Below are 23,640 nucleotides of genomic sequence, written 5' to 3'. Positions count from 1 at the left end.
TGAAGACAATCCTGAGTTCGGGCCCGTAGCTCAGTCGGTTAGAGCGCACCCCTGATAAGGGTGAGGTCGGCCGTTCGAATCGGCCCGGGCCCACCATTCCCCGCCAGGCGACTGGCGGTGGATGGACAGGATGTCTTCATGCGCGACGGATGAAGTGCTCCATGACCGGATCATGGCCCCTTGGGGCCTGGTCCTGATGGTCGTTCCCGGGCGTTGGCCCGGCGGACGTTCTGTTTATCATCGTATGGTGTTGTGTTTGATGACTGTGTGACCGCTCGGACGGTCGGTGCAGGTGGAATAGCCTGTTCCGGTGGTTCGAGTTTGGGACGCACGGGATGCTCAATCAAACTCCCGATCGCAAGCGATCGGGGGGTGTGGAAGAACTTGCCGGTCGTCTCTCACGACCGGTGGGGCTCTGCCGCAGCGAAGGGCACGTGATCTTGTCAGGCTCGAGGATCTGAAGCTGTTGGTTGGATCCGGTGCAAACCGGGCTCAAGCAGGCCGAAGGCCGATAGCCCAGCAAGAAGACAACACGGGTCGGTCGCTGTTGTGGGGTGGAGAAGAGGTAATCAAGGGCATCTGGTGGATGCCTTGGCGTCGAGAGGCGATGAAGGACGTGGCACGCTGCGATAAGTCTGGGGAAGGTGCGAGCAACCGTTGATCCCAGAATCTCCGAATGGGGAAACCCACCGCACGTGTGCGGTATCCGTCACTGAATCCATAGGTGGCGGAAGCGAACCCGGGGAACTGAAACATCTAAGTACCCGGAGGAAAGGACATCAACCGAGACTCCGTTAGTAGTGGCGAGCGAACGCGGATCAGGCCAGTGGCCTGTTGGAACGAACCGGAAGCGCATGGAATGGCGCGCCATAGCGGGTGACAGCCCCGTACGGGTAGAGCTTCCAACAGGTCCTCGAGTAGGGCGGGGCACGTGAAACCCTGTCCGAACATGGGGGGACCACCCTCCAAGCCTAAGTACTCCTCGACGACCGATAGTGAACCAGTACCGTGAGGGAAAGGTGAAAAGCACCCCGACAAGGGGGGTGAAACAGAACCTGAAACCGGATGCCTACAAGCAGTCGGAGCCTGACCATGTTCTTCGGGACATGGGGTGGGTGACGGCGTACCTTTTGTATAATGGGTCAGCGAGTTATCGTCGCCAGCAAGCTTAAGCCGATAGGCGAAGGCGCAGCGAAAGCGAGTCTGAACAGGGCGCTTTAGTTGGCGGCGGTAGACCCGAAACCGGGGTGATCTAGCCATGGGCAGGTTGAAGACAGGGTGACACCTGTTGGAGGACCGAACTCACGTCTGTTGAAAAAGACGGAGATGACCTGTGGTTAGGGGTGAAAGGCCAATCAAACCCGGAGATAGCTGGTTCTCCGCGAAAGCTATTGAGGTAGCGCGTCACGTGATTGCCTTCGGGGGTAGAGCACTGGATGGGCTAGGGGGGAGCAATCCTTACCAAACCTAACCAAACTCCGAATACCGAAGTGTCCAGCGTGGCAGACAGGCGGCGGGTGCTAAGGTCCGTCGCCAAGAGGGAAACAGCCCAGATCGCCGGCTAAGGTCCCCAAGTCGTGGCTAAGTGGAAAAGGATGTGGGAAGGCCACAACAACCAGGAGGTTGGCTTAGAAGCAGCCATCCTTTAAAGAAAGCGTAACAGCTCACTGGTCTAATAGCCGTCCTGCGCCGAAAATGTAACGGGGCTCAAGCCACGCACCGAAGCCGCGGGCTCGTACTTGTACGAGCGGTAGCGGAGCGTTCCCTAGGCCTGTGAAGGTCGATCGTGAGGTCGGCTGGAGGTATGGGAAGTGCGAATGCTGACATGAGTAGCGACAAGGAGTGTGAGAGACACTCCCGCCGAAAGTCCAAGGGTTCCTGCGCAAGGCTAATCCGCGCAGGGTGAGCCGGCCCCTAAGGCGAGGCCGAAAGGCGTAGTCGATGGGAACGGGGTGAACATTCCCCGGCCTGTGGGTAGTGACGGCGGCCGTAAGTTGTACCTCCTTAACGGATTGGAGGTGCCGCGAAGGACGTCCAGGAAACAGCTCCCACGTATAGACCGTACCCGAAACCGACACAGGTGGACTGGTTGAGCATACCGAGGCGTTTGAGAGAACGGTATCGAAGGAACTCGGCAAATTGCCCTCGTAACTTCGGGAGAAGAGGGCCCCGTTGGCAGGCAACTGTTGGCGGGGGGCACAAGCCAGGGGGTGGCGACTGTTTACTAAAAACACAGGGCTCTGCGAACTCGAAAGAGGACGTATAGGGTCTGACGCCTGCCCGGTGCCGGAAGGTTAAGAGGAGGGGTGAGAGCTCCGAATCGAAGCCCCGGTAAACGGCGGCCGTAACTATAACGGTCCTAAGGTAGCGAAATTCCTTGTCGGGTAAGTTCCGACCTGCACGAATGGCGTAACGACTTCCCCACTGTCTCCGATACCGGCTCAGCGAAATTGAATTCCCCGTGAAGATGCGGGGTACCCGCGGTCAGACGGAAAGACCCCGTGCACCTTTACTGCAGCTTTGCGCTGGCATTAGGCGAAACATGTGTAGGATAGGTGGGAGCCTTTGAAGTTCCGGCGCCAGCCGGGATGGAGGCGTCCTTGAAATACCACCCTTGGTTCGCTTGATGTCTAACCCAGGTCCGTGATCCGGATCGGGGACACCGCATGGTGGGCAGTTTGACTGGGGCGGTCGCCTCCCAAAGTGTAACGGAGGCGCGCGAAGGTAGGCTCAGGCTGGTCGGAAACCAGCCGTTGCGTGCAAGGGCACAAGCCTGCTTGACTGCGAGAGCGACGGCTCGAGCAGAGACGAAAGTCGGCCCTAGTGATCCGGTGGTCCCGCGTGGAAGGGCCATCGCTCAACGGATAAAAGGTACGCCGGGGATAACAGGCTAATCACTCCCAAGAGTCCCCATCGACGGAGTGGTTTGGCACCTCGATGTCGGCTCATCACATCCTGGGGCTGAAGCAGGTCCCAAGGGTTCGGCTGTTCGCCGATTAAAGTGGTACGTGAGCTGGGTTTAGAACGTCGTGAGACAGTTCGGTCCCTATCTGCCGTGGGTGTTGGAGACGTGAAAGGATCCGTCCTTAGTACGAGAGGACCGGGATGGACAGACCTCTGGTGGGCCGGTCGTGGCGCCAGCCGCGCAGCCGGGTAGCTAAGTCTGGACGGGATAACCGCTGAAAGCATCTAAGCGGGAAACCCACCTTGAAACAACGTCTCCCTATCAGGGCCGTGGCAGACCACCACGTCGATAGGTCGGAAGTGGAAGTGCAGCAATGCATGCAGCTTACCGATACTAATCGCCCGATCGGCCTCATCTCCCCCCACACCAGCGATCGACCCGTGCAAGACACCGGACGATCCAGCATCCCAAAACGTCCCAATCACACAGTCACCGTACTTGCCGCAAGAAAAGCTTCCCTGGCTCAAGTAGGCCGAACGGCCGATAGACAGGGAAGCCGGCGCGCCAACGGCGCGCCACCAGGCAAGATCGCGACGTCACGCCGACCCGGTGGTCACAGCGAGGGTGCCACACCCGATCCCATCCCGAACTCGGCCGTGAAACCCCTCAGCGCCCATGATACTGTGTCTTAAGGCACGGGAAAGTCGGTCGCCGCCGGGTCAGCGTGACGCCGCCAACAACACAACACCAGCGAGACTTCCCTCGACGCGGGGTGGAGCAGCCCGGTAGCTCGTCAGGCTCATAACCTGAAGGTCAGAGGTTCAAATCCTCTCCCCGCATCCAAAACTTCCAAAGGCCCCCCAGAAAAGTGGCGGGGCCTTTGATGCTTTCGGCCGGTCAGGCTAATCGCGCTCTCACGCCTCGGTCACATCTGACTCGAGCAGGACACGTTCCGGCACATCAAAGCCAAGACCTGCGGCCTCGCCGAGATGAAGGCGCCCTTCGACCACCTGCGGGGGCGAGGGCAGCAGCTGCTCGAACAGCGGGTTGCGCTTCGAATCCATCTCCACCCACGCGACCGTGCCGATTGCCGCCGCCAGATGGGCGCTCGCATACAGGCCGACCGGCCCCCCATACATGTGCAGGCAGACCATCCGGCCAGGACCCGCTACCTCCGCGCAGATCGTGCGGCCGCCACTGATCCCGCCGGTCTTGGTGATGTCGGGCTGCACGACCTCCGGAGAGATCTCCGCCATCAGCGTCCGGAAGCCCGAAAGGCCGATGCTGTTCTCGCCCATCGCCAGCGGCGGCCGGCCGGAGCAATCCCGCCAGGCATGGTAGGCGGCCGTGTCATCCACCGCGAAAGGCTCCTCCAGCCAGGTCAGCTCCGCAGCCTGGAGCACCGGAAGAAGTTCCGTCAGGCGCCCGACGTCATACCCCTGGCTGGCGTCGGTCATCAGCGCCCGCTTTCCTGCCACGGTCCGGCAGGCGGGGAAGCCCGCTGATGATCCTGGCGAGGCTGCTCTGGGTGGTTTCGTGGCGGCGCCCCTCGCGCCTGGCTGTCACGCAGCGGCCTCGGACGCCGGCACGCTGGGCCGGGTCTCGACGGCGCCACGCAGCTGGCCGGCGTGTCTGGCCGGGGGTGTCCCGAAGATGCGGGCGTAGTCGCGACTGAACTGCGACGGGCTGCCATACCCGACGCTGAAGCCGGCACTGGCGGCGTCCATGGCTTCACCGACCATGAGCCGCTGCGCCTCCTGCATGCGCAGGTGAGTGCGGAACTCGAGCGGGCTCATCGACGTGATCGTCTTGAAATGAACATGGAACGTGGACCGGCTCATGCCCGCCATCTCCGCCGCCTGTTCGATCGGACAAGCCTCCCGGAAATGCGCCCTGATCCAGACGATGGCGCGAGCGATCTGGTTGAGGCGGCTGTTGGCCTGCGCCATCTGGCGGATCGTGGCGCCGCTGTCTCCGGCCAGGAGCCGATAGAGGATCTCGCGGATCGTCAGCGGCGCAAGCGCCCCGATGTCGTCCGGCGTGTCCAGCAGTCCCGCGAGCCGGGTCGCGGCGTCGAGCAGCGCGGGCGTTGTCCGGTGCAGCGCAATACCCACCGGAAGGCCCTCTGCCTCGGGGCGGGATGCGGGATGGCGGATCGCGAGTTCTCCGAGCGCCGTCATGTCCAGGTCGAGACGCAGGCACAGATAAGGCCGCTCCGCGCTCGCCTCGATCACCGATCCCATGACCGGCAGGTCCACCGACGCGATCAGGTAGCTTGCCGCGTCATAGATGAAGGCGGTGGCACCCAGCATGGCGCGCTTGCGCCCCTGCGCGACGATGCAGAGCGTCGGCTCGTAGATGACCGGCATCGGCATCGTCGGTGTCGACGAACGCAGCAGCGTCACGCCCGGCAACGGGCACGGATGGGTGCCGTCCACAGGGGCGTGACGGCTCAGGATCTCCGTGAGGGCTGCGAGCTGGTTCATGTCTCCCGATCCCACGAGGCAGGAACGAAAAGAAGGAGCGAGCGGTCCACTCGGACAATCGTGCAAGAACATCGGACAAATCGTCTACCGTTGCCGAGCCTAGATCGGCCAGGAACATGTTGTCCCCGACGATCAAAGGAACCCAGGCCGTGACGGGCAGAATGAACAAGATCGTTCTCATCACCGGCGCCAGCAGCGGCATTGGCGAGGCGACCACGAGAATGCTGGCGGCTGCCGGCGCCACCGTCGTGATCGGCGCGCGGCGCATCGACCGGCTGGAACGCCTCGCCTCCGAGATCAAGGCCGCCCATGGCAAGGTCCTCGTCCGCAGCCTCGACGTGACCTCGCGTGAAAGCATGCAAGCCTTCGCCGATGCGGCCGTCGAAGCCTTTGGCCGCATCGACGTCATCGTCAACAATGCCGGCATCATGCCGCTCTCGCCCATGGCGTCCCTCAAGGTCGAGGAGTGGGACCGCATGGTCGACGTCAATATCAAGGGCGTGCTCTACGGGGTCGCGGCCGTCCTGCCGGTGATGAACCGGCAGGGTGCGGGCCAGATCATCAACGTTTCCTCGATCGGCGGACTCCATGTGGTGCCTACTGCCGCTGTGTACTGCGCGACGAAGTACGCCGTGCGGGCGATCTCTGAGGGGCTGCGGCAGGAGAACGACAAGCTTCGCGTCACCTGCGTCTATCCGGGCGTCGTGGAATCGGAGCTGGCCAGCACCATCACCGATCCCGTCGCCGCCGAGGCGATGGTTGCCTACCGCCAGATCGCGCTGAAGCCGGAGGCGATTGCCGCAGCCATCGTCCATGTGATCGCGCAGCCGGCCGATGTCGACACGAGCGAGATCGTCATCCGCCCTACCGCCAGCGTCTGATCGCAGCCTTGCGCTCTCCGTCGAGGAGTTCTCCGGATGAACACCATCGCATCGGCATCGCTTGCCCTGCTGGCGCTCATTGGTGCCACAGAGGCGGCCATGTCGCCGGACAACCAGCCCATGGGCGACCTCGCGCGCGGCGCGGCGGATGTCCTTGTCCTTGCCAGCCAACCGGACACGCAAATGCAACAGCACCCCTATGTCGGGATGTGGGTTACGACCGATGGCCGTGTCCGCCAGGAACTTCTGCCCAACGGGCGCTACGACGAAGCGCGTGGCGAACGCCAAAGCGCCTATCAGGGGCGGTATGAGGTCGAAGGCGATCGCATCAGCTACTGGGACGACACGGGGTTCACGGCTGATGGCGCGTTCGTCGACGCCGATACGCTCCACCACGGCGGCATGGTGTTCTTCCGGCGGAAGTGAGCCGCTGGCGCAAGCACCCTCAACGAAGGCCAGGAACTGGCAAAATGGCATGACGTGCGCCAACACGGCTCCAGTGCCCGCGCTGGCCGTTGTTGCCAGCGTTTCCCGAGCCGCTGTCGTTCTGAAAGTGGGGGCTCGGAATCGTCCCGATCCCGGTCGGGATAGACCGCACCAGCGGTGGCTTCTGGATCTTCCACAGATTTCCATGATCATCCAGCCGTCGACCATTTCCTTGCCGATCGGGGCTCGCCCATAGCTTGAAGACGGCGTTTCAGGAGATGGATTATCGGCATGCTTGGTGGACGATCCTTTGCCCGACTGGCGCTGCCCGTCATCTGGGGGGCTTCGGTGCTGCCGGCGGCGGCCCATCCGGTCTACGACACCGAACGCATCTTCCAGTACCAGCGGCAGGAATGCGTGGGCGCCGCCGGGCACCCGTGCTCGACGGTCCATTCCAGGCTGACCCGGGTGGGGGCACGGGAGTCCGAGCAGATCACGCTGACCTGCCCGCGCGCCTACCCCCATGTGGTCGGCTGGGATGCCAAGCGCCATGAGCATCTGGAACTTACGGCGCTGCCTTCCGGCGGGGGCCTGCACAGCCTGACCGTGGTCGCCCAGAACAGGGCGAACGCGGCGGGCTCGTTCCGTTTCTATATCGGCTGCGCGACCAAGCCGTTCTCGGGTAGTGGCGGGTTCATGCAGAAGATGCATGCCTCCCCCTCCCGGCCAGTCCAGCCGCAGGGAAGCCGATGATGACGATCCATTCCGTCCGCGAGCTGGTCTGGCTCGGCCTGCTGGCCTGCGGCCTCCTGCTGCTGCCGGCCCCGGCCGGCGCCCAGGATGTCGACGTCTGCCTGACCGCCAGCAACGGAACAGGCGATCCGATCCCGAACTGCGAGGTGCAGGTCCAGAAGCCGGTGCCGTACGGCCGAGCGGAGACCCAGGGCTGGGCCTATTACTGCACAGGGGACCACCCCTATTACTGGGGATATCCCTATGCGGGCTATATCGGCAGCTACGCCTGGAAGGAGAGCGGCTTTACCGGCACGGCGAACTGGTTTGCCCAGGCACCGAACAAGTTCGACGGCACCTTCACCAACTGGTACGGCGCGCAGGACCTGACGGTCAGCCTGGCCTGTTCGTCCACGCCACAGCCGGATGTCCAGAATTGCCAGATCGTTGGTGACCCGGTCGGCGATCCCGGCTGCCCGGAGGCCAACATCCACAATTTCTGCATAACTTCAGGCGGTGTATCGGTCTGCTTCCAGACCTTCACCCAGACCTGTTCCAACGGTGTCAGCTACGACTGCAATGCCCAATTTGGAATAGTCTCGTGCAGCCGATGCGCCACCGGCTCCAAGCCAACCTTGTCGAAGCGCGCCACGGCGGAGAAAGCGGCTGCCCTGGCGAGAAAGTAGCGGAAGGGGGCAAGGTGTAGCGATGGACAGCCGGGGGCGAGAACAGCCGCCCAGCGAGTGCAGATGTGCGGAGACATCAAGCTGCTTCGGGTGAGCGAACCCACGTCCATCGTGAGTGCCCGTCGACCCGTAGGGGTCCGGGCGCATGGGCAAGCCGCGCGCTTTGCCCTTCTGACGTCGCTGGCTCTGCTGGCCACCCATGCCGTCGCGTTCTTTCTGCATGAGTATTCCCATGCCGTTGCAGCCTGGCTGCTGGGCTTCAAGTCCGATCCCCTGGCTCTTGATTACGGCCACCTGAACCTTGCGAACCTGCTCCTGCAGCAGGAGATCAGCGAGAATGTCGACTACGACCGGATGTTCGCGACCGGGCATGGATTCGAAGCAGCCGTCGTCGCACTGGCGGGGCCGGGATTGGGCAACGGCCTGCTCTATCTGACCTGCGCCTTGACCTTGAGGAGGCAATCATCATCCATGCCGCCGCTCGGCCTGCTGCTCCTGTTCTGGCTGGCAGTGATGGCGAGCGGCAATCTCTGGAGCTACGCGCCGGTGCGCACCATTGCGACGCATGGCGACATGGGGATCGCAGCCCAGGGCCTGGGCATCTCACCCTGGGCATTGTTCCCGTTCGTGGTCTTGCCATCTCTCCTGGCGGCCTGGGATCTGTTCTCCCGGGTGCTGCCCCTGGTGCTGGACAGGGCCTGTGGCGCCGACCCGCGCCAACGTGCGTTCATGACGGCCACCGCCTGCTTCATCTTCTTCGGCTTTTTCGGCTGCCCCTCGATCGGCGGCGACTATGGGGTGGTCTCCGCCGTGATCTCGATTGCCTCGATGTTCATGCTGTTTCCATTGGCCGTCATGATGACGCTGGAGGTGCGTCCCGATATCCGGACAGGCGGATGAGCCCGGTTCACTCGGCATGGCGGACGGATGCTCCGCCCCGCACCTGTGCGGGAGGAGTTCAAGAAGCCAGCTCAGGGTTCGCTCCGTGGAGACCCGACGACAGGACGACTGGCGCCAGGCCGTGGTTTCTGCCGACGGCCTGGTACGGCATTCCGACCGGTGCCCCGTCGCTCCTCCGGGGGGAGGCTGGCCGCGCATGACGCAGCCAGCTTTCTCGTTCAGCGCACGAACTGGTCGACATAGCCGGCACCCAGGCCGACTGCCTCGAAATGCCGACGGGCGGCTTCCAGCTTGGTGAACACATCCTCGTAGCCCAGGGCCTCGCCCTGCGGGTCGACATAGGAATAGCCGCCGGTGACGTGGAACAGGGTGATCATGCCGTCGGCATCGTCCGGCACCACCAGGGTGTGGGTCTCGCCGGGCGGCTCGAACACGTAGTCGCCCTCGCGCGCGACCCAGTCATGCTCCAGATAGTGCCAGGAGCCCTTCAGGGTGAAGGCGTGGACCGGGCCGAAATGGCGGTGGCGGGACAGGACGCCGGCTTTCTGCACCTTGAGGATGTTGACGTAGAAGCCCTGGGTGACGTTCAGGACCAAAGGCTTGAACCAGACATTCTCCGCCTGCAGCACCCAGTGCGGGTCGTCCTCCCCAAGCGACAGGGCGCCGTTCAGGAAGATGTCGGGCACCATCCCGACCGGCTGCGGACGCTGGTAGGCGACCTTGCTCGGGTCCAGGCGGCGGGGGGCGGCGTCGCTCGCGGCTTGCGCCGTCGGGGCAGCAATCGACATGGCGGGGGGCTCCAGCTCAGAAGGAGCCGCGCGGCCTGCCGGCACGGCTCCAGGGGATCATTCAAAAGCGCGGCTCGGCGAACGCGGCTTCCTTGGGATAGATCGTGACGAGCTGGCCGTCCTGCCACTGCATTCCGTAATAGAAAGCACGGGTGTTCTGGCCGTTCTCGTCGAACTTCACGCCGTAGCCGGTGGCGGTCTGGCCGAGCGGGACGTCCATGGCGGCCACGGTTTCGCGGATCGTCTCCGGATCGAAGCCTTCCGCCTCGTCCAGGGCCTGCAGGATCGCCAGCGAGCCCGCATAGTTGACCAGCGAATGGCCGGAACGCGGCTGGCTGCCGTACTTGTCGACATAGGCCTGGACGAAGTTCTCGATCCCGGGCGCTGCGTCGGGATTGATCTTGTACTGGGTGAAGTCGACGTCGAACACGCCGTCGATCAAGTCGTGGCCGACGGAGTCCGCCGCGGGTTGCATGGAGTATCCGCCGCCCGCTCCCACGATCGCCTTCGGCTTGTAGCCGGCCTCGTGAGCCTGGCGCAGGAACAGCACGGTGTCGTTCAGGTAGGCGGTCTGGATGACCACGTCGACCTCGGCCTGCTGCAGGGCCAGGATGATCGACGACATGTCGACGGTGCTGGCGGGATAGGCATGCTCCTGGACGACGTTCATGCCGTGCTTCGCCGCCGCCTCCATCTTGTACTTGCCGACCGAGGCCCCGAAGCTGCTGTCCTCGTAGAGGATGCCCAGCTTCAGCTCCTTCGGGTCGACGCCCAGGGCCGGGGCCACGACCTCGCGCACCAGGTCGATCGTGGTGGCGCCGGTCTGCACCGCGGTGGGGTTGGTGCGGAACAGGTACTGGAAGCCGCGGTTGGTGAGATCGGCGGTGACCGCGCCCAGCTCGAAATAGGGGATCCCGGCCAGTTCGGCGACCTGGCTCGCCGCCATCGAGCGCCCGGACGAATAGGTGCCGAAGATCGCGCTCACGCCTTCCACCGAGGTCAGGCGGCGGGCCTCGCCGATCGCCTGGTTGTTGTCCACCGCGTCGCCGCGGGCGAGCACGATCTGCTCGCCCTGGACGCCGCCCTTTGCGTTCATCTCCTCCACCGCCAGCTCCAGGCCGCGGAAGCTTTCCTCGCCCAGAAGGGCGAGTTCGCCGCTGAAGGGATAGAGGGCACCGAACTCGACCTCGGCCAGCGCCGGCTGGGCGAGAAACAGGCTGGTCGCGAGGGCGGCCCCGGTCAGCAGCCTGGCGTTCAACAGCTTGGCGGTCATGGTCAGCCTCCAGGCGCGGCGGGTCAGTAATCCAGCCGCTGGTTCGCTTCGAACATGGTGATCGGCGGGAAGGCCTTCTGGTCGGTCACCACGTCGATCACGGTGGTGGCGGATGCGGAAAGCGCGGTCTTCAGGGCCGGCAGGAAGTCGGCGGCCTGCTCGATCCGCACGCCCTGGCAGCCGCAGGCGCGGGCGATGGCGGCATGGTCGACCGCCTGGAAGTCGCAGACGTCGCTGTAGCCGTCGAACAGCACCTTCTCGGCATGCTTCTGGTAGCCGAGGATCTGGTTGTTCAGGACCACCAGCACGACCGGCAGCCCCATGCGGCGCGAGGTCTCCAGTTCCGACCAGACATGGGCGAAGCCGCCATCCCCGGTCAGGCACACCACCGGCGCCTCCGGCCGCGCGATCTTGGCCCCCAGCGCGAACGGCAGGCCCCAGCCGAGGCCGGCGATGCCGCGGGGCGTGATGAACCGGGCGCCGGCCTTGCGCGCCACCAGGTAGTTGGAGATCCAGATCGAGGCGTAGCTGGCGTCGGCGACCACGATCGTGTCGGGGGTCAGCACGCTGTCCAGGTCGCGCATCAACCGTTCCGGGCGCACCGGCGACGCATCCAGGTCGAGGGTGCCGGTGACCTCCGTATCCCAGGCGTCGCGCGCCTCCTGGATCCGTTGCTGCAGGGCAGGACGGGCGGCGTCGCGGCCAGCGAGATCACGGCCCTGCAACTCCTTGGAAAGAGCTTGCAGGGTCAGCTTCGCATCGCCGACCAGGCGCTCAGCCTCGTAGTTGCGGCCGACCTCCTGGCCGTCGACATCCAGGTGGATGTAGCGCGCGTCCTTCGGATAGAGCTGCCAGCTGTCGGTGCCGTTCTGGTTGGTGCGGTTGCCGACCAGCAGGATCACGTCGGCCTGCTCGACCAGCGGGCGCAGGTGCCGGGTGCGGCTGCGGGTGCCCATGAAGTAGCCGACCACGCCCACCGAGAGCGGGTGGGTCTCGTCGACAGAGCCCTTGCCCATGGCGGTGGTGGCGACCGGGAAGCCCAGCTCCTGCAGGGCGGCAAGCTCGGCGCTGGCATCGGAAAGATGCACGCCGCCGCCGGCGATCACCAGGGGTGCGCGGGCGGAAGCCAGGAGATCGGCGGCCCGGGCGACCGCATCAGGATCGGCCACGGTCCGGTCGAGCGGGTAGCTGCCCAACGACGCGACACGCCGGCCCGAACCGGACTTTGGCCGGTCGGTGAACAGGTCCACCGGCGCGATCAGCACGGCCGGGCCGGGACGGCCGGAAGCCGCGGCGGCGAACGCCATGTCGACATAGTCGTCGATCCGGTCGACCTCGGCGACCCGGCGGATCCACTTGGCGACGCCCTTGAACAGGTCGAGATGGTCCAGTTCCTGAAAGGCGTTCTTGTCGGTCTGCTGGCGGTGCACGTCCTGGACGATCGCGACCATGGGGATCGAGGCCTTGAAGGCCTCGGCCAGGCCCGGGACCAGCAGGGTCGCGGCGGGGCCGTTCTGGGCGGTGACCACCGGGACCTGGTGGGAGACGCGCGCGAACGCGTCGGCCATGGCGGCGCCGGCGTTCTCGGTGCGGTAGCCGATCTGGCGGATGCCGAACTCCGGCGCCACCAGGAACAGGGCGGAGGGGATGCTCTGGCCGAAGATCACCTCGACGCCGTGGCGCTTGAGCGCCGCGGCGAAGACATGGGCGCCCGACATGTTGGCGATGGAGTGGCCCGGACGGGCTGCCTCGGTGGACATGGACTGGTCGTTCCTGCTCGTTGCCATCAGGTCATCAGGAGCCCGCCGGCCACGTCGCAGACCTGGCCGGTGATGAAGCTGGCCTCGTCGGAGGTCAGGTAGAGGGCGAGGTCGGCGACCTCGTCGGGCCGGCCCAGCCGGCGCAGCGCGGTCATCTCGATCTGCACCCGGTTGATCTCGTCCGGCACGGTGCGGATCAGGGGCGTGTCGATCCGGCCGGGCGCCAGCGCGTTGACCCGGATGCCGAATGGGCCGAGCTCGGCGGCGGTGTGCTTGGTGAAGCCGATCAGCGCGGCCTTGGTGGCGGCGTAGTGGGCGCCGACGACGTTGGAGTAGGTCTTGCCCGCCACCGACGACATGTGGATCAGCACGCCGAAGCCCTTGTCCTTCATGGCAGGGCTGAGCAGGCGGGTCGTGTTGAAGCAGCCGGTCAGGTTGACGTCGACCACCCGGCGCCATTCGTCGGGCGACATCTCGTAGACCAGATGGGCCTTGCCCTTGTGCTTGGGCGAGATGCCGGCATTGTTGATGACCGTGTCGAACGCGCCGCCCAGCTCGTCCTGCAGCCGGCCCGCAGCCTGGCTCAGGGCGTCATAGTCGGCGACGTCGAAGGCGGCCGCCGCTGCCCGACCGCCGGCATCGCGGATCCGGGCGGCGACCGCCTCGGCGCGGGACAGGTCGACATCGGTCACCGCGACCCTGGCGGCGCGGCGGCCGAACCCCTCGGCGATCGCGGCGCCGATGCCCTGGCCGGCCCCGGTGACCAGGACGATGCGGTCCCGGTGGCTCGGGCGGTTGCTCAAGTCTGCGCTCATCGTCGTCCCTCAGATTCCAAGATAGGCCCGGCGCACATGGTCGTTCTTCAGGAGTGCGGCGCCGGTATCGGTCATGGTGATCTCGCCGTTCTCCAGCACGTAGCCGCGATCGGCGATGCTCAGCGTGTGGAACACGTTCTGCTCCACGATCAGCACGGTCACGCCGGTGGCGACGATCTTGTCGATGGTCTGGAAGACCTGCTTCACGATGATCGGGGCCAGGCCCAGGGACGGCTCGTCGAACAGGAGCAGCTTCGGCTTGGCCATCAGGCCGCGGGCGATCGCGACCATCTGCTGCTCGCCGCCGGAAAGCGACCCGGCCATCTGGCCGAGCTTTTCCTGCACGCGCGGGAACAGGCTGAAGGTGAAGGCCAGGGTTTCCTCCGCCTCTGCCCGGGCGCGCGGCGTGTATGCGCCCATCAGCAGGTTCTCGCGCACGGTCATGAACGGGAAGAGCTGGCGGCCTTCGGGGATGAGCGTGATGCCGAGGTCGACGACCTCATGGGCGGGCAGGCGGCCGATTTCCTGGCCGTCGAACGTGATCCGCCCGGCAGTGGGCCGGACCAGTCCGGCGATGGTGCGCAGGGTGGTGGTCTTGCCGGCACCGTTGGCGCCCACGATGGTCACCACCTCGCCCTGGCCGACCTCGATCGAGATGTCGTGCAGGATGGTCACCCGGCCATAGCCGGCGGAGACGTTCTCAAGCCGCAGCATGGACGAACTCCTCTCCCAGATAGGCCTCGATCACCGCGGGATCGCGCACGACCTCGGCCGGCTTGCCGTTGGCCAGGAGCCGCGCCGAGTTCAGGACCACCACCCGGTCGGACAGCGCCATGATCGCCTGCATGACGTGCTCGATCGCGATCACGGTCACGCCGGTGTCGCGGATCTTCTCGATCAGCGCGATGGCGTGGCGGACATCGGTCTGGTTCAGCCCGGCCATGACCTCGTCCAGCAGGAGGATGCGCGGCTCGGTCGCCATCACCCGGGCGACCTCCAGGCGCTTGAGTCCGCCGATGGTCAGGTTGCGGGCCTCCACGTCGCGCTGCGCCCACAGGCCCATCGCCTCGGCGACCTCCAGCGCCTTGTCGCGCGCCTCGTTGCGGCCGGGGTGATGGTGGAAGGCGCCGACCATGATGTTCTCCAGCACGGTCATCGCCGCGAACGGCTGGACGATCTGGAAGGTGCGGCCGACGCCGATCCGGGCGAACTCATGGGGGGAGGTGGGGGTGACGAACTGCCCGCTCCGGTCGCGCACCCGGACGATCCCGGAATCCGGGGGGAGGAAGCCGGACAGCATGTTGAACAGGGTGGTCTTGCCGGCCCCGTTCGGACCGATGATCCCCAGGACCTCGCCCTCCTGCACCGTGAGGTCCAGGTCCTGGGCGACGCGCAGGCCGCCGAACGCCTTGTTGAGCTTTTCGGCGACCAGGATCGGCTCGCCAATGGCACGGGCTTCCATGGGCTCGGCCGGATCGTGGACCAGCGTACCGGCCGAGGCCTGCATCGCACCCGGCTGGCGCGCGGCCTCGTCAGCCTTGCCACTGGCCTTGCGGCTGAAGAAGCCCACCAGCCCGTCCGGCATGAACAGCACGATCAGCACCAGCACGGTGCCGTAGATGAAGCCGTGCAGGCCGATCGCCCCGGCGCCCAGCCAGCCGCGGGCGAGCTCGGTGAGCGGCACCACCAGCAGCGTGCCCAGCAGGGGTCCCAGCACGGTGCCGATCCCGCCGATCAGGGCGAACATCGCGATCTGGATCGAGAGGGCCAGCGAGAACATCGCCTCCGGCTCGATGAAGGTCAGGTACATGCCGTGGAAGGTGCCGACCATCGAGGTCAGGGCCGCGGAGATGGCGACGGCCCAGAGGCGCACCTTCAGGCTGTCGACGCCGGCGGCCTGGGCGGCCGGCTCGCGCTCGCGGGTGGCGATCAGGTAGTAGCCGAACCGGCTGTGGCGGATCCAGCCGGCGACCAGCAGGGTGAGCAGCAGCAGGCCGAACGCGATCAGGAGGGAGGGCTCCCGGTCGCGGAAGATCATCCATTCCCAGCCGATCTGAAGCGGGACCATCAGGCCGACGGCGCCGCCGGTCAGGTCCTTGAAGTGCAGGGCCAGCTGGAGGGCGACTTCCAGGAAGGCGATCGTCGCCAGCGCGAAGAACGGGCCGCGCAGGCGGAAGCAGGGCACGCTGATCAGGACGGCCGCCGTCGCCGAGATCGCGGCGCCGATCGGCATGCCGATCCAGGGCGAGATGCCGAAGGGCACCAGCAAGCCGGCGGTGTAGGCGCCCAGGCCATAGAAGATCGCGTGGCCCAGCGAGAGCTGGCCGGCGAAGCCGCCCACGATGTTCCAGGCGGTGGAGAGTGCGCCGTACAGGCAGATCGTGATGAAGATGTGGAACACGAAATCGGAATCGACGCCGATCGGGATCGCGAGCAGGGCCGCCAGCAGCAGCGCCACCAGGATGGCGCCGCGTGGATCCAGCCCGAAGGCGGCGAGCGGGGAGGGCCTTGGCTGGTTCATCGGAGCTCTCCTATTCCGAGCCGCGGCCCATCCCGAACAGCCCGGTCGGTCGGACCAGGAGGATCAGGATGAAGATGACGAAGATCACGACCTCTTTCAGGTCGGGGGCGATGTAGTAGCCGCTCAGGCTGTCCACGAGACCGATGATGAGCGCGCCGATGAAGGCGCCGTGCAGGCTGCCCATGCCGCCCAGCACCACCACCACGAAGGCGGTCAGGACGAAATAGGTGCCCACCGTCGGCGACACCGGATACATCGGCGCCACCAGGGTGGCGGCGAGCCCGACGCAGGCGGTGCCGATGCCGAAGGTGATGATGTAGATCCGGTTGATGTCGATGCCCATCAGCTGGGCGGCATGGCGGTGCTGGGCGGTCGCCCGGATCGCCCGGCCCAGATAGGTGTGGCGCAGGAAGACGTGCAGGCCCGCCACCACCAGGATGCCGGCGGCGAACATCACCAGATGGCCGGACAGGACCCGGAACGGGCCCACCGCCAAAGGCGTGCGCGCGCCATAGGCCGGGGTCGAGTGGATGTCGGCGCCGAACAGCAGGAGCGCCAGGTTGATCAGCGCCGTCGACAGGCCGACCGTCGCGAAGATCTGCACATGGCTGTCGCGTGCCTCCAGGAGCGGCTGCAGGATGAAGCGCTGGATCAGCACGCCCACCAGGAACAGCAGGAGGACGACCGGCGGCGCCAGGACGTAGGGATGCACGCCCAGCTGGGTGGTCAGCAGGAAGGTCGCATACATGCCGACCATCAGCAGTTCGCCATGGGCGAAGTTGACCAGCCGGACGATGCCGAAGATCAGGGTCAGGCCGACGCTGATGATGGCGAACAGCCCACCCAGCATCAGCCCGTTGATCACGAGTTGCCAGAAGACGGTCATGCCGGTGCCCTTGTCCTGTCCGCCGCCGGGTTCAGCTCACTCCGCCTTGTCCAGGCGGACCTCGGCGATGGCGGCCTCGGGCGGCCAGACGGTGACCAGCTTGCCGTCCTGCCACTGCATGCCCATCATGGTGGCGCGCTCGTTCTGGCCGTCCTCGCCGAACTTCACGCCCCAGCCTTCCGCCGTTCCGCCCTCGGGGATGTCGATCGCCTTGACCGCGGCGACGATGGCGTCGGGCTCCAGCGATTCCGCCTTGGCCAGCGCCTCCAGGATCACCTTGGCGCCGACATAGGTCAGTAGGCTGTGCCCGGAGCGCGGCTCGCTGCCGTATTTGGTCTCGTAGGCAGTGACGAAGTCCTCGATGCCCGGGGCAGCATCCGGATTGACCGAATACTGGGTGACGTCGGCGTTGAAGACGCCCTCGATGAGGTCGGTGCCGACCGCCTGCGCGGTGTCGACCAGCGAGTAGCCGCCACCGCCGCCGATCACCGCCTTGGGCTCGAAGCCGGCCTCGTGGGCCTGGCGGAAGAACAGGACGCTGTCGTTCTGGTAGGAGGTCTGCAGGACGACATCGACCTCGTTCTGCTGCAGGCGCAGGATGGTGGAGGACAGATCGACCGTGTCGGCCGGATAGGGCATTGTCTCGACGATGGTCAGGCCGGCCTCGCTGCCGAACTCGTTCTGGAAATGCGCGACCGTGGTACCGTACAGGCTGTCCTCGTGGATGATCCCGATCTTGAGCGAGCCCGGCTCCACGCCTAGGCGGGGTGCGATCACCTCGGTGATCATCTGCACCGTCCGCTCGGCCATCGATTTTGCGGTGGGATTGGTCCGGAACAGGTACTGGAAGCCGCGCCCGGTGATGTCGTCGGACACAGCACCCAGCTCGAAATAGGGGATGCCGGCCAGCTCGGCGACTTGGCTCGCCACCTGGGAGCGCGACGAGGAATAGGTCCCGAAGATCGCCTTGACCTCCTCGACCGAGATCAGCCGGCGCGCCTCGGCGATCGCCTGGTTGTTGTCGACCGCGTCGCCGCGCACGAACACGACCTGCTCGCCGTCGATGCCGCCCGCGGCGTTGAACTCCTCGCCGGCCAGCTCGACGCCGCGCCAGCTCTCGTCGCCCAGCAGGGCCAGCGCGCCGCTGAACGGGAACAGGGCGCCGATCTTCACTTCGGCATGGGCGGTGCTTGCCATCAGGCCGAGTGCTGCCGCCGCGAGAAGGCCCAGGCCGGGCCGGAACTTGATGGCCATGTTTGGCTCACTCCCTGATCGTTGGTCGACGCGAAGACGGACCCTCAAGGTTCGAGGATCACCTTGATCGCCTGCTTGCGGCGCGCGAGCTCGAAGCCTTCCAGCGCGGCCGACAAGGGCAGGCGGTGCGAGACCATCTGGCCGAGTTCCGCCCCATGCGAGGCCAGAAGGGCCAGGACCCGCGGCCAGGCGCTCGGCGAGGCGTCATGGGCGGTGCGCAGCTGCTTCTTGTCGCGGACCAGGCGGGTCAGGTCGATCTCGAGCGGTTCCGAATGGATCCCGGCGACCACCAGGATGCCGCTGGAGCGCAGCACGCCCAGGCCGTCATGGATGGAAGCGACCTGGCCGGTGGCCTCGATCACCCGGTCGACCGGCCGGCCGAGGATGCGATCGACCGCGCGGTCGAGCGGCTCGTCCTTCAGGTCGACCAGATGCGGGATGCCCATGCGCCGGCCGCAGTCGAGGCGCAGGCGGTCGTCATGGCCGGCTAGGATCACCGTGCCGGTGCCCTGGTGGAGGGCCAGCCAGGCAATGCCGAGGCCGATCGGGCCGGGGCCCAGGACCAGGACCGCATCGCCCGACCCAATCTCCGCGACGTCGACAGCGTTCTGTCCGACCGCCAATGGCTCGGCCAGGGCAGCCAGACCAATGTCCAGATTCTCCGGCAGCGCCAGGCAGTTGCCGGCCGGCACCACCACCCGGCGGGCATAGCCGCCGTTGCGGTGCAGCCCGATCACGCGGCGCTCCTGGCAGTCCTGCGGCCGGCCGGCAAGGCTGGCCCGGCACTGGCCGCACGCCACGGTGGGCCAGACAGTCACCGGATCGCCGATGCCGAAGCCGTCCACACCGGGACCGACCGCCGCCACCCGGCCGGCGAACTCGTGGCCCAGCGTCATCGGCATGTGCGGGGTCATGAAGTCGTAGCCGGCGGTCCACTCGTAGACATGTATGTCGGAGCCGCAGATCCCGACCGCGGCGACCTCGACCAGGACCTCGCCGGCGGCCGGTTCGCCCGGCGCCTCGACCTCGGCCAAGTCCAGGCCGAAAGCGGGGCCGCTTTTCCTTAGTGCAAGCATCGAGGACGCCTCCGCCATCCGGTCAGGACCGACCTGGGCGCACGAACGGCCCGATGGCCCTGGTCCTTGTCAGCATGACACGCCCCCCATACGATGCATCGCGTTATTTGTTATAACAAAGCTGCAGGGCAAGTTTCCCGATGTCAAGCCGGCCGCCTCCGCAGCCCCCCGACCCAGCGCAACCGGATCCGGAGCGGCCGGACGAAGCCGGAGCAGGCTTTGCCCGCATCTCCAAGGTGAGCTTGAGCGACCGGGCCTATCAGGAGATCCGGACCGCCCTGATGCGCAGCCGGCTGAAGCCAGGCGAACGGCTCCTCCTGCGGCCTCTGTCGATCAAGCTCGGCCTGAGCGCCACGCCGGTACGGGAGGCCCTGCTGCGGCTGGTGTCCGAGCAGGCGCTGACCCTGGACGAGCGGGGCACCGTGGTCGTGCCGGTGCTGGACCGCGCCAGCATGCTGGAGATCCGCGACCTGCGGGTCGACCTGGAGGGACGCGCCGCTGCGCGGGCCGCGACGATCGCGCCGGAGGCCGAGATCCGGGCGCTGGAGGAGATCCACGGCGGGATCGTCGCCGCCTGCGATGCCGGCCGGTTCCAGACCGCCGTGGAGCTCAACGAGCGCTTCCACTTCGCCTTGTGCGCCATGGGCCGTCTGCCGATCGTCTACCAGTTCGTGGCGTCGCTCTGGATGCGCTGCGGCCCGATCCTGTCGCACCTCTACGACAACGGCGTGATGGAGTGGGACGTCCACCCGCATGTGCGGATCGTCGAGGGGCTGCGGCGGCGGGACGGCGCCGCGGTGCGGCGGGCGGTCGAGGAAGACATCGTGCGCGGCGGCCAGGAACTCCTGCTTTATGTCGAGGGGGCTGGCGCGGAATGAACGGACCGTCCCGTTGCGGGCGGCCGGCAACGACCGGCGGCCGACGCCGGCGGATCAGGGAGACAGGAACGATGAAGGCTTTGCTGTTTAGGGAGATCGGTGACGCCCTGGTGACGGATGTCCGCGACCCGGCTCCCGCCGCGGGGCAGGTGGTGGTCGAGGTAGGTGCCACCGGCGTCTGCCACACCGATCTCGACATCCTGCACGGGCGCTATCTGTGCGCCTTCCCCGTGGTCCCTGGCCATGAGATCGCCGGCACGGTCGTGGCCCTGGGCGAGGGCGTGACCGGCGTCGCCACGGGTGCCCGTGTCACGGTCGATCCGCTGATCCCGTGCGGGCAGTGCCGCTCCTGCATGGCGGGTCGGCCCAGCCTCTGCGCCAATCTGAAGGGCTATGGTGCCACCAACGACGGCGGGTTCGCGCCTTTTGTTGCCGTGGCGGCCAAGAACGTCCATCCGATCGGTGACCTGCCGTTCCACGTGGCTGCCCTGGCCGAGCCGCTGGCCTGCGTGATGCACGGGATCGACCGGGCGAACGTGGCGCCGGGGATGCGGGCGCTGGTGTTCGGCGCCGGGCCGATCGGGCTGATGATGATGATGGGCCTGCAGGCGCGCGGCGTTGCCGACGTGACCATGGTCGACCTGGAGGAGACCCGGCGTGCCCAGGCAGTCGAACTCGGCGCGGCGGCCGCGGTGGACGGACGGGAAATCGAGCCGTCGGCCCTGGGCGACGGGTTCGACCTGGTGGTGGACTGCACCGGCGTGGCGGAGGTGTGCGCGCGCATGCCGAGCTTCGCCCGCGACGGCGCCACGATCCTGTTCTTCGGGGTCTGCCCGCCGGCCGCCCGCGCGGCGTTCAGCCCCTACGAGATCTTCCGCCGCGAACTCACCCTGATCGGCAGCCATGCCGTGTGCTTCAACCTGCCCGACGCGGTGGAGGTGCTGAAGGGGCTGGGCAGGCGCGCGGAGGCCCTGGTGTCGCACCGGCTGCCGCTTGCCGACATCGCCCAACAAATGGCGACGCCGCTCAAGACCGGCACGATGAAGATCCAGTACGACCCCGCCGCCTGACCGGGTGCTGGCGCTACCAGCCGGTCATCTCCGACCAGAACCGGGCAAACGCCGCGGCGGACGCGTCGCGGGGGATGGTGATCCTGTCGATCGGGCCGGTGACCTGGTTGCCGGCGCCGACATGGGCGCGCACGCCCCAAAAGCCGATATCGGTGGAGCCAGGCAAGCCATAGCGCAGGTCGGTCGCCTGGACGATGCTGCCGCCATTGCCGTCGGGCTGCTCCTGCCAGAGCAGCCGGTCCATCGCGAACCAGGAGAACAGCCGCGCCTGCGGCGTGGCGCGCGCCGCCTGCACGGCAGCCCCCTGTCCCTGCGGGAAAGCCTGCCATTCGATCGGCTTGGGATTCAGCACCGAGTAGTAGCCGACATGGGCTGCATCCGGGGTCAGCGCCACCACGCGCCGATAGTAGGGCTGGAACAGGAGCGGGTAGGCGTCAACCGTGGCGGGGCGGCCGAAATCGGCCGCGGCGATCTGGCGGACCCGGTCGTTGATCGCCCAGCCGGCGACCGAGTAGATCGCGATGAACAGGAGCGCGGCGCCTGCCAGATCCTGCGCGGTCCGGGCCGCCACGCGGCGCAGCGAGCCCGCCACCAGCACGGCGGCCAGCACCAGCGAGTAGAGCGGGTCGATGATCGGCAGCGCGTCGATGGCGAAGCGCCGGTCGGTCAGGGGCCAGAGCAGCTGGGTGCCGTAGCTGGTGAAGGCGTCGATCACCGGATGGGTGACCAAGGCCAGGATCGCCAGCCAGATCCAGGAGCGCAGCATGTCGCCGTCCTCCTCGCCGCCATGTCGCCAGCGCTGGATGCGCCAGCACAGCCAGCCGAGCAGCGGACCGACCAGGGGCCCGAACAGCAGGGAATGGGTGAAGCTGCGATGGTACTGCCAGCTGGCGAACGGCCCGGCCAGCCATCCGACCGCCACGTCGAGATCGGGAACCAGGCCGATCAGCGCGCCTGCGGCCAGCGCCTTGCGGCCGAGCCGGCTGCGGAAGCCGGCCTGGGCCACCGTGGCGCCGAACAGCATCTGCGTGACCGTATCCATGAGCGGGCAGTTCCGTTTCGATCCTGGGACATCGGCCGGGGCGGCTCCCGGCGGCACTCGGCATGAGGTGGTGGCGCGGTCCGGTCCTCGCCACCTGCACAGCCATTTTGACTGGTGGAGACGGTTCCCTTGAACGGCGCACGGATCTGGCCATCTTCCTTCGCTGCCGCACTACTGGCGGATAGCCCGAGAAGGAGAGGATCAGGATGGCCGGAGCTTCGCCGAGATGGACACGCCGCGCCACGCTCGGAATGGCGGCGGCCCTGCCGGTCCTGCGGCCCTTCCGGGCCTTCGCCCAAGCACCCGCCGCCCACGAGGCGATCGTCGAGCGCGCCGCCGCCATTCCGCGCCTGCATGCGCTGGTCGTGCTGCAGGACGGCACGCCGGTGCTGGAGCGGCGCCTGCGCGGGCCGGCCCTGGACCGGCCGGTCAACATCAAGTCGGCCTCGAAATCGGTGCTGGCGGCGCTGGCGGGGATCGCCATCGGCGAAGGAATCCTGAGCGGGACCGACCAGAAAGTGGTGTCGGTGCTGGGCGACCAGGTGCCGGACGATGCCGATCCGATGGTCGAGGAGATCACCGTCGGGCATCTCCTGTCGATGCAGGCGGGCCTGGGCTCGACCTCCGGTCCAGCCTATGGCGCCTGGGTGACCAGCAAGAACTGGGTGCGCCATGCCCTGGCCCGGCCGTTCGAGACCCGCCCAGGCGGGCACATGGTCTATTCCACCGGCACCTCGCACCTGCTCTCCGCCCTGCTCACCGAGGCTTCCGGCCAGAGCACGCTCGCCCTGGCGCGCACTTGGCTGGGCCTGCCCCTGGACATCCGGATCCCGGCCTGGCAGCGGGATCCGCAGGGGATCTATTTCGGCGGCAACAACATGCTGCTCTCGCCCCTGGCCCTGGCGCGGTTCGGAGAACTGTACCGGCAGGACGGGACGATCGACGGCCAGCGCGTGCTGCCGGCGGGCTGGGTCGCCACCTCCTGGCAGGAGCGCACGACGTCGGTCTGGACCGGCGATGGCTATGGCTATGCCTGGTTCATCCGCGAGGCGCACGGCCGCCCGGTCTACTATGCCTGGGGCTATGGCGGGCAGATGCTGTTCGTGGTGCCGGACCTGGCGCTGACGGTGGCGATGACCTCGGACCCGAGCCCGCGGCCGCGCGGCGACCGCCACACCGACGACCTGCATGGGTTGCTGGACGAACTGGTGGTGCTTGCCGTGGAAGCATGAGGCGACGCGCCCACCGCTGGACTTGCTTG

The 23,640-nt window shown here is 66.8% G+C and carries 19 protein-coding genes, 2 tRNA genes, 2 rRNA genes and 1 pseudogene; 12 read left to right on the top strand and 12 right to left on the bottom strand.

The window, feature by feature from the left end; all coding sequences use genetic code 11:
* The first annotated feature begins 19 nt into the window (after window positions 1-19).
* From GEMRO_RS0125235 to GEMRO_RS0125220, 4 genes are all read left to right on the top strand, one after another.
* Window positions 20-96, top strand: a tRNA-Ile gene (locus tag GEMRO_RS0125235).
* 463 nt (window positions 97-559) lie between these two features.
* Window positions 560-3,323: ribosomal RNA gene (locus tag GEMRO_RS0125230) — 23S ribosomal RNA — on the top strand.
* A 187-nt stretch (window positions 3,324-3,510) separates the two neighbouring features.
* Window positions 3,511-3,625: ribosomal RNA gene (rrf, locus tag GEMRO_RS0125225) — 5S ribosomal RNA — on the top strand.
* Window positions 3,626-3,671: 46 nt separating this feature from the next.
* Window positions 3,672-3,748: transfer RNA gene (locus tag GEMRO_RS0125220), tRNA-Met, on the top strand.
* A gap of 71 nt (window positions 3,749-3,819) precedes the next feature.
* On the opposite strand, the gene GEMRO_RS31795 is transcribed toward GEMRO_RS0125220, so the two are convergent.
* Together GEMRO_RS31795 and GEMRO_RS31790 are read right to left on the bottom strand one after the other, a co-directional pair.
* Window positions 3,820-4,383 (bottom strand): enolase C-terminal domain-like protein, encoded by a 564-nt coding sequence (locus GEMRO_RS31795; RefSeq protein ID WP_276202843.1) that lies wholly within the window; start codon window positions 4,381-4,383, stop codon window positions 3,820-3,822.
* 84 nt (window positions 4,384-4,467) lie between these two features.
* Window positions 4,468-5,391, bottom strand: a complete 924-nt coding sequence (locus GEMRO_RS31790; RefSeq protein WP_051329467.1) for an AraC family transcriptional regulator — start codon at window positions 5,389-5,391, stop codon at window positions 4,468-4,470.
* A gap of 161 nt (window positions 5,392-5,552) precedes the next feature.
* Here GEMRO_RS31790 and GEMRO_RS0125205 point away from each other — a divergent pair, with 161 nt between their 5' ends.
* The 5 genes and pseudogenes from GEMRO_RS0125205 to GEMRO_RS33055 all read left to right on the top strand — a co-directional run bounded on the left by GEMRO_RS0125205 (window position 5,553) and on the right by GEMRO_RS33055 (window position 9,016).
* Window positions 5,553-6,272, top strand: a complete 720-nt coding sequence (locus GEMRO_RS0125205; RefSeq protein WP_035486002.1) for an SDR family oxidoreductase — start codon at window positions 5,553-5,555, stop codon at window positions 6,270-6,272.
* Between the two features lie 168 nt (window positions 6,273-6,440).
* Window positions 6,441-6,698 (top strand): annotated as a pseudogene (locus GEMRO_RS35865) (Atu4866 domain-containing protein); the annotation flags it as partial.
* A 291-nt stretch (window positions 6,699-6,989) separates the two neighbouring features.
* Entirely contained in the window at window positions 6,990-7,451 is a 462-nt protein-coding gene (locus tag GEMRO_RS0125195; RefSeq protein WP_027136234.1) for a hypothetical protein, read from the top strand.
* Window positions 7,451-8,116 (top strand): hypothetical protein, encoded by a 666-nt coding sequence (locus GEMRO_RS0125190; protein WP_027136233.1) that lies wholly within the window; start codon window positions 7,451-7,453, stop codon window positions 8,114-8,116. The genes GEMRO_RS0125195 and GEMRO_RS0125190 overlap by 1 nt, the downstream gene beginning before the upstream one ends.
* 63 nt (window positions 8,117-8,179) lie before the next feature.
* Window positions 8,180-9,016 carry a hypothetical protein gene (locus GEMRO_RS33055; protein WP_051329466.1) on the top strand — a complete coding sequence of 279 codons (837 nt, stop codon included), beginning with the start codon at window positions 8,180-8,182 and terminating at the stop codon, window positions 9,014-9,016.
* 218 nt (window positions 9,017-9,234) lie between these two features.
* On the opposite strand, the gene GEMRO_RS0125180 is transcribed toward GEMRO_RS33055, so the two are convergent.
* From GEMRO_RS0125180 to GEMRO_RS0125140, 9 genes are all read right to left on the bottom strand, one after another.
* Complete coding sequence (locus GEMRO_RS0125180) at window positions 9,235-9,804, bottom strand: 2,4'-dihydroxyacetophenone dioxygenase family protein (RefSeq protein WP_035485999.1); 570 nt, start codon at window positions 9,802-9,804, stop codon at window positions 9,235-9,237.
* A 61-nt stretch (window positions 9,805-9,865) separates the two neighbouring features.
* Complete coding sequence (locus GEMRO_RS0125175) at window positions 9,866-11,077, bottom strand: ABC transporter substrate-binding protein (protein ID WP_205625088.1); 1,212 nt, start codon at window positions 11,075-11,077, stop codon at window positions 9,866-9,868.
* Between the two features lie 23 nt (window positions 11,078-11,100).
* Complete coding sequence (locus GEMRO_RS0125170) at window positions 11,101-12,837, bottom strand: acetolactate synthase catalytic subunit (RefSeq protein ID WP_027136230.1); 1,737 nt, start codon at window positions 12,835-12,837, stop codon at window positions 11,101-11,103.
* 26 nt (window positions 12,838-12,863) lie between these two features.
* The gene (fabG, locus tag GEMRO_RS0125165) at window positions 12,864-13,652 is read right to left on the bottom strand and encodes a 3-oxoacyl-ACP reductase FabG (protein WP_027136229.1); all 789 of its coding nucleotides are present in this window, start codon (window positions 13,650-13,652) and stop codon (window positions 12,864-12,866) included.
* Between the two features lie 9 nt (window positions 13,653-13,661).
* Complete coding sequence (locus GEMRO_RS0125160; RefSeq protein ID WP_027136228.1) at window positions 13,662-14,366, bottom strand: ABC transporter ATP-binding protein; 705 nt, start codon at window positions 14,364-14,366, stop codon at window positions 13,662-13,664.
* On the bottom strand, window positions 14,353-16,173 hold the full coding sequence (locus GEMRO_RS0125155) for a branched-chain amino acid ABC transporter ATP-binding protein/permease (RefSeq protein ID WP_027136227.1): 1,821 nt from the start codon (window positions 16,171-16,173) through the stop codon (window positions 14,353-14,355). The genes GEMRO_RS0125160 and GEMRO_RS0125155 overlap by 14 nt, the downstream gene beginning before the upstream one ends.
* A 10-nt stretch (window positions 16,174-16,183) precedes the next feature.
* Complete coding sequence (locus GEMRO_RS0125150) at window positions 16,184-17,059, bottom strand: branched-chain amino acid ABC transporter permease (RefSeq protein WP_027136226.1); 876 nt, start codon at window positions 17,057-17,059, stop codon at window positions 16,184-16,186.
* Window positions 17,060-17,095: 36 nt separating this feature from the next.
* Entirely contained in the window at window positions 17,096-18,313 is a 1,218-nt protein-coding gene (locus GEMRO_RS0125145) for an ABC transporter substrate-binding protein (RefSeq protein ID WP_027136225.1), read from the bottom strand.
* Window positions 18,314-18,357: 44 nt separating this feature from the next.
* Window positions 18,358-19,389, bottom strand: coding sequence for a zinc-dependent alcohol dehydrogenase (locus tag GEMRO_RS0125140; protein ID WP_027136224.1), 1,032 nt, complete (start codon window positions 19,387-19,389; stop codon window positions 18,358-18,360).
* 236 nt (window positions 19,390-19,625) lie between these two features.
* On the opposite strand from GEMRO_RS0125140, the gene GEMRO_RS0125135 reads away from it, so the two are divergent.
* Together GEMRO_RS0125135 and GEMRO_RS0125130 are read left to right on the top strand one after the other, a co-directional pair.
* Window positions 19,626-20,267, top strand: a complete 642-nt coding sequence (locus GEMRO_RS0125135; protein ID WP_322100046.1) for a GntR family transcriptional regulator — start codon at window positions 19,626-19,628, stop codon at window positions 20,265-20,267.
* Window positions 20,268-20,338: 71 nt separating this feature from the next.
* Window positions 20,339-21,337: a zinc-dependent alcohol dehydrogenase family protein gene (locus tag GEMRO_RS0125130; protein WP_027136222.1), complete on the top strand. Its 999-nt coding sequence runs from the start codon at window positions 20,339-20,341 to the stop codon at window positions 21,335-21,337.
* Between the two features lie 13 nt (window positions 21,338-21,350).
* Here GEMRO_RS0125130 and GEMRO_RS0125125 read toward each other — a convergent pair whose 3' ends face one another.
* Window positions 21,351-22,379, bottom strand: a complete 1,029-nt coding sequence (locus GEMRO_RS0125125; protein ID WP_027136221.1) for a metal-dependent hydrolase — start codon at window positions 22,377-22,379, stop codon at window positions 21,351-21,353.
* 206 nt (window positions 22,380-22,585) lie between these two features.
* On the opposite strand from GEMRO_RS0125125, the gene GEMRO_RS0125120 reads away from it, so the two are divergent.
* Window positions 22,586-23,611, top strand: a complete 1,026-nt coding sequence (locus GEMRO_RS0125120; protein WP_027136220.1) for a serine hydrolase domain-containing protein — start codon at window positions 22,586-22,588, stop codon at window positions 23,609-23,611.
* Window positions 23,612-23,640 lie beyond the last annotated feature (29 nt).

Origin of the sequence: Geminicoccus roseus DSM 18922 (assembly GCF_000427665.1) — a bacterium.
Taxonomy (GTDB): Bacteria; Pseudomonadota; Alphaproteobacteria; order Geminicoccales; family Geminicoccaceae; genus Geminicoccus; species Geminicoccus roseus.
This window is presented reverse-complemented; position numbering and strand designations above follow the sequence as displayed.